Annotated in this window: 6 protein-coding genes, 1 tRNA gene and 1 pseudogene; 5 read left to right on the top strand and 3 right to left on the bottom strand. The window is 68.7% G+C overall.

Annotation, left to right across the window (positions count from 1 at the left end):
• From ACT4N8_RS02055 to ACT4N8_RS02045, 3 genes are all read left to right on the top strand, one after another.
• Positions 1–1,129 (top strand): S1 RNA-binding domain-containing protein (locus ACT4N8_RS02055; protein ID WP_444856474.1); only part of this gene is annotated, 1,129 nt, incomplete at its 5' end.
• 209 nt (positions 1,130–1,338) lie between these two features.
• Positions 1,339–1,617 carry an integration host factor subunit beta gene (locus tag ACT4N8_RS02050; RefSeq protein ID WP_444856473.1) on the top strand — a complete coding sequence of 93 codons (279 nt, stop codon included), beginning with the start codon at positions 1,339–1,341 and terminating at the stop codon, positions 1,615–1,617.
• 54 nt (positions 1,618–1,671) lie between these two features.
• Positions 1,672–1,758: transfer RNA gene (locus ACT4N8_RS02045), tRNA-Leu, on the top strand.
• 28 nt (positions 1,759–1,786) lie between these two features.
• Here ACT4N8_RS02045 and ACT4N8_RS02040 read toward each other — a convergent pair.
• Positions 1,787–2,137 (bottom strand): hypothetical protein, encoded by a 351-nt coding sequence (locus tag ACT4N8_RS02040; RefSeq protein ID WP_444856472.1) that lies wholly within the window; start codon positions 2,135–2,137, stop codon positions 1,787–1,789.
• A gap of 83 nt (positions 2,138–2,220) precedes the next feature.
• Here ACT4N8_RS02040 and ACT4N8_RS02035 point away from each other — a divergent pair, with 83 nt between their 5' ends.
• Both ACT4N8_RS02035 and ACT4N8_RS02030 read left to right on the top strand, forming a co-directional pair.
• Entirely contained in the window at positions 2,221–3,657 is a 1,437-nt protein-coding gene (locus ACT4N8_RS02035) for an ABC transporter substrate-binding protein (RefSeq protein ID WP_444856471.1), read from the top strand.
• A 29-nt stretch (positions 3,658–3,686) separates the two neighbouring features.
• Positions 3,687–4,127 (top strand): DUF4112 domain-containing protein, encoded by a 441-nt coding sequence (locus tag ACT4N8_RS02030; RefSeq protein WP_444856470.1) that lies wholly within the window; start codon positions 3,687–3,689, stop codon positions 4,125–4,127.
• Here ACT4N8_RS02030 and cmk read toward each other — a convergent pair.
• Positions 4,114–4,740 carry a (d)CMP kinase gene (gene cmk, locus ACT4N8_RS02025; RefSeq protein ID WP_444856469.1) on the bottom strand — a complete coding sequence of 209 codons (627 nt, stop codon included), beginning with the start codon at positions 4,738–4,740 and terminating at the stop codon, positions 4,114–4,116. The two genes, ACT4N8_RS02030 and cmk, sit on opposite strands and share 14 nt — an antisense overlap.
• Positions 4,737–5,036 (bottom strand): annotated as a pseudogene (locus tag ACT4N8_RS02020) (3-phosphoshikimate 1-carboxyvinyltransferase); the annotation flags it as partial. The gene cmk and the pseudogene ACT4N8_RS02020, both read right to left, overlap by 4 nt.

Here is a 5,036-nt window from a genome sequence, read left to right as displayed (position 1 = left end):
ATATCCGGTCGAGGGCGTGTTCAAGGGCCGGGTCACCAACATCACCGAATATGGCGCCTTCGTCGATCTCGGCGGGATCGACGGCCTGCTCCACGTCACCGACGTCAGCTACAAGCGCGTCGGCCATCCCAGCGAGGTGCTCGAGATCGGCCAGACCGTGAAGGTCCAGATCATCCGCATCAACCGCGAGACCCAGCGCATCAGCCTCGGCATGAAGCAGCTGGAGAGCGACCCCTGGGAGGGCGCGGCGACCCGATATCCGGTCGAGGGCGTGTTCAAGGGCCGGGTCACCAACATCACCGAATATGGCGCCTTCGTCGAATTGGAGGCCGGCATCGAGGGCCTCGTCCACGTCTCCGAGATGAGCTGGACCAAGAAGAACGTCCATCCGGGCAAGATCGTCTCCACCTCCCAGGAGGTCGAGGTCTCGATCCTCGAGGTCGACGAGGAGAAAAGGCGGATTTCGCTGGGCCTCAAGCAGGCGCAGGCCAATCCGTGGAGCGCGTTCGCCGAGAAGCACCCGGTCGGGACCGAGGTCGAGGGCGAGGTCAAGAATTCGACCGAGTTCGGCCTGTTCGTCGGCCTCGACGGCGACGTCGACGGCATGGTCCACATGTCGGACATCGCCTGGGGCGTGACCGGCGAGGAAGCCCTGAACCTGCACCACAAGGGCGAGACGGTGAAGGCGGTCGTGCTCGACGTCGATGTCGAGAAGGAGCGGATCTCGCTCGGCATGAAGCAATTGGAGCGCGGCGGGGTCGCCAAGGGCGGCGCCAAGGCCGCGGGCGGCGCGGGCGGCGTCAATAAGGGCGAGACGGTCACCGTCACCGTGCTCGAGGTCCGCGACGGCGGGCTCGAGGTCCAGGTCGGCGACGACGGCGTCACCGGCTTCATCAAGCGCACCGATCTCGGCCGCGACCGCGACGAGCAGCGCCCCGAGCGTTTCCAGGTCGGCCAGAAGTTCGACGCTCTGGTGTCGGGCTTCGACCGCTCGAAGAAGCCCAACTTCTCGATCAAGGCGCTGCAAATCTCCGAGGAGAAGCAGGCCGTCGCCCAGTATGGCAGCTCCGATTCGGGCGCCAGCCTCGGCGACATCCTCGGCGAAGCGTTGAAGCAGAAGCAGAGTTGAGTGGAGGGCGGAGGGATGCTCGTTACGACGTTCCTCCGCCTGTTTCCAGCTTAACCTAGTTTGTTTGAATTGCTTGGATTTATCGCCGCGCCGCGCTTGCAATTTGCCGGGTTCGGTGCGACTAATCTCGATCAATGGCCGGTGGCAGGGGGAGAATGTGCCGGCCCGATCCGGGGCGATCCCGGAGCGCCAGCGTGAAGGGGGGAGCCGTGATCCGATCCGAACTGGTCCAGAAGCTTTGCGACGACCATCCCGATTTGACCTTGAAGGAGGTCGAGCGGGTCGTTTCGGCCTTTTACGACGCGATCATCGAGCAGCTGGAAAATGGCGGTCGCGTCGAGCTGCGGGGTTTCGGCGCCTTCTCGACCCGCGGCCGCGATGCCCGCAAGGGCCGCAATCCGCGCACCGGCGAAGCGGTGGACGTCGATGCCAAGCGCGTCCCCTATTTCAAGCCCGGCAAGGAAATGCGCGAGCGCCTGAACGTCTGAGCGCACCGCCGGCAGGCGTTGACGTAACCGCGTGGCCCCGCCACGTGGGCGCGTGCGGACGTGGCGGAACCGGTAGACGCTGGAGACTTAAAATCTTCTGCCCCTCGGGGCGTGCGGGTTCGAGTCCCGCCGTCCGCACCAAATCGACCCTTTACGATGCTCGGTGGGCCTAGGCCGCTTCGGCCTTTTCCGCCTTCACGCCCGTCCATTCGCATCGGGCGAGGCTGATCGGATCGAGAAACATGCCGCCCATCCGGTTGCCGATCTGCCAGCGCACCTGGGCGTGGACCGGACCGAGGCCCGGCACGTCGAGCGCGACATGCGACCCGATCCGAACCGCCTCCCCGCATTCGGCCATGAAGCCGCAGGTCGAGACGTTCTGTACCTTGACCTCGATATTGTAGAGCGCCTGTTGCGCGAGGCGCGCGGTCTCGCCAACCTCATGGCGCGCGACACGGCGCTCCTTGAAGCTCGCGTCGCGGCCTGCCTTGGGCGATTTGGGAGCGGCGTTCGCGTCCATCGATGCAGATTAGCTCCGAGAGGTGAATGCCGGGTAAAGCCGGGGCTGGATTTCCGCTGCGCGGGGCTCGAAAAGGCACCTGAATGGCGAAACTGGTTTCTCTCCTCTTGCTGGCGGTGCTGGCGACGCTTTCCGGCTGCCGCGATGCGGCGACGGGTCCGATCGCGATCAGCGCGATCGGCGGCCCGCCCCGGCTGGTGAACCCCAATCTTCGCCCGCTCGAACCGTCATCCGCCCTTCTCATCGACGCCGTCGCGCAGGGTCTGGTGCGCTTCGATTCGCGCGGCGAAATCGAACCGGCGCTGGCCCAGAGCTGGATCGTCTCCAACGACGGCTTGCGCTACACCTTCCGTCTGCGCCGCAGCGACTGGGCCGGTGGCGGACGGGTGACGGCCGAGCAGGTCGCCGCCCGGCTGCGGGCCGCGCTGAGCCGCGCGAGCCGCAACCGGCTGAAGCCGGTGCTCGCCGGCATCGAATCGATCGTCGCGATGACCGACGACGTGCTCGAAATTTCCCTTCGAGGCCCGCGGCCGAACCTGCTCCAGCTCCTCGCTCAGCCCGAAATGGGCATCATTCTCGACGGCAGCGGCACCGGCCCGTTCCGCGTCGCGGGACAGAGCGGCGACCGCCTGCTTCTGGCCTTGCCGCCGGGGGAGGAGGGCGAGCCGCCGGAAAGTCCGCCGATCCTGCTGCGCGGCGAGCGGGCGCCGGCAGCGATCGCCCGCTTCACGCTCGGCAGCGCCGAACTCGTCACCGGTGGCACGGTCGGCGATCTCCCCTTCGTGCGCGCGGCGGACCCGCCGGGCAACCGGCTCGTCGTCGATCAGGCGCACGGCCTGTTCGGGCTTTCCTTCGCGAGCGCCGAAGGGCCGCTCGCCAGCGCCGTGGTCCGCCAGGCGCTCAGCATGGCGATCGACCGTGACGCATTGGTCCGCGCGCTGAACGTGCCCGGCTTCACGGCGCGCAACGCTCTGGTCCCGGGCGGCCTTGCCGAGCTACCGCGCCCGGCGACGCCGGTCTGGGCGACGCAGCCCTTGCCGATGCGGCGCGAGCTGGCGGCGCGGACGATCGCCGCGCTCACCGAACCGCTGAGGCTTCGGGTCGCGATGCCCGAGGGACCGGGCTATCGCATCGTCTTCGCCCATCTCCGCCGCGACTGGCGCCTGATCGGGGTCGAGGCGGAGCGGGTCGCGCTCGGCGCGGCGGCCGAGCTCAGGCTGATCGATGCGGTGGCGCCGTCGGTGCTCGCCAGCTGGTATCTGCGCCACTTCACCTGCGACGCGGCGCGCATCTGCGATCCCGCCGCCGATCAGGCGCTGCTCGCCGCCCGTACCGCGCGGACGTTGCCGGAGCGCCGAGTGCAGCTCGCCACGGCCGACCAGATTCTCGCCGCCGCCACCCCCTATATCCCGCTCGCCGCGCCGATCCGCTGGTCGCTCGTCTCGCCGAGATTGACCGGATTCCGTTCCAATGCGTTTGCCCGGCACGCGCCGAGCGAATTGATCGACGAGGGATTTTGATGCCGAGCCCGGGTGAGCGTTTCGAAGCCATGGCGAGCCAGCTTCCGCTCGGCCGCGATCCTCATTCGGTGCGCCGGCGGATCGAGGCGATGGAGGTGGTGCTCGAGCGCGCCTTTGTCGTCCCCGGCATCAACCGCAGCATCGGGCTCGACGCGATCGTCGGCCTGATCCCGGTCGTCGGCGATATCGTCACGACCGCGATGGGAGCGTGGATCGTCTGGGAGGCGCGCAACCTCGGCATGCCGAAATTCCACATCGCGCGCATGGTGGGCAATGTCGGGGTCGACACCGTGATCGGCGCGATTCCCCTGGTCGGCGATCTGTTCGACTTCGCCTTCCGCTCGAACAGCCGCAACCTCAGGATCATCAAAAGTTGGCTCGACAAGCACCATCCCGCAGCGCGGACGATCGAGGGCGAGATCGTCTCCCGGCAGGATTCGTTGCCCGATCCCGACCTCAGGCCGCGCTGAGCCGCGCCTCGACCGCCGCGACCGCGGCCTCGATCGCCGCTTCGGCGCTCATCTCGCTCGTGTCGAGCAGGACGGCGTCCTCGGCCATGACGAGCGGCGCGGCGGCGCGATCGCGGTCGCGCGCGTCGCGGGCGTGGATATCGGCGAGGACGTCCGGGAAATGGACGTCGAGGTCCATCCGTTTCAGCTCGGCGAGGCGCCGCTCGGCGCGGACCTCGGGCGAGGCGGTGACGAACAGTTTCACCTCGGCGTGCGGCGCGATCTCGGTACCGATGTCGCGCCCGTCGAGGACGGCGCCACCCTCCTGCGCGGCGAAGCGGCGCTGGCGCTCGAGCAGGGCCTGACGAACCATCGGATAGGCCGAGATGCGCGAGGCGATGCCGCCCACCGTCTCGCTCTTGAGCTCGGGGTCGGCTAGGTCGATCTGGGCGATGTCGGTGGCGCGGGCGGCGGCGAACTCGCTCTCGGGATCGCCCCCGGTCGAGAGGAGGTTGAGCGCGGTGGCGCGATAGAGCAGGCCGGTGTCCATATAAGGCAGGCCGAAGCGGGCCGCGAGCGCTCGGGCGATCGTGCCCTTGCCGCTCGCCGCGGGGCCGTCGACGGCGATGATCATAGGGCGGGGAGGTCCGCGAGGGCGGCGGCGAAGCCGGGGAAGGAGGTGGCGACGGGGCTCATGTCGTCGACCCCTATCGGCTCATCGGCGTGGAGGCCAGCCACGGCGAAGCTCATCGCGACGCGGTGGTCGCCGCGGCCCGCGATGACGGCGCCGCCCGGCAGCGGCGCGCCCCCGGCGCCATGGACGATGAGGCCGTCGGCGCTTTCCTCGACGCGCACGCCCACGGCCGCGAGCCCCGCCGCCATGGCGGCGATCCGGTCCGATTCCTTGAAGCGCAGCTCGGCAAGGCCGCG

This window comes from Sphingosinicella sp. (assembly GCF_052387495.1).
In the GTDB taxonomy this organism is placed as follows: Bacteria; Pseudomonadota; Alphaproteobacteria; order Sphingomonadales; family Sphingomonadaceae; genus Allosphingosinicella.
Note: the sequence above shows the minus strand (reverse complement) of the source record. Positions and strands in the feature narration are given on the sequence as shown.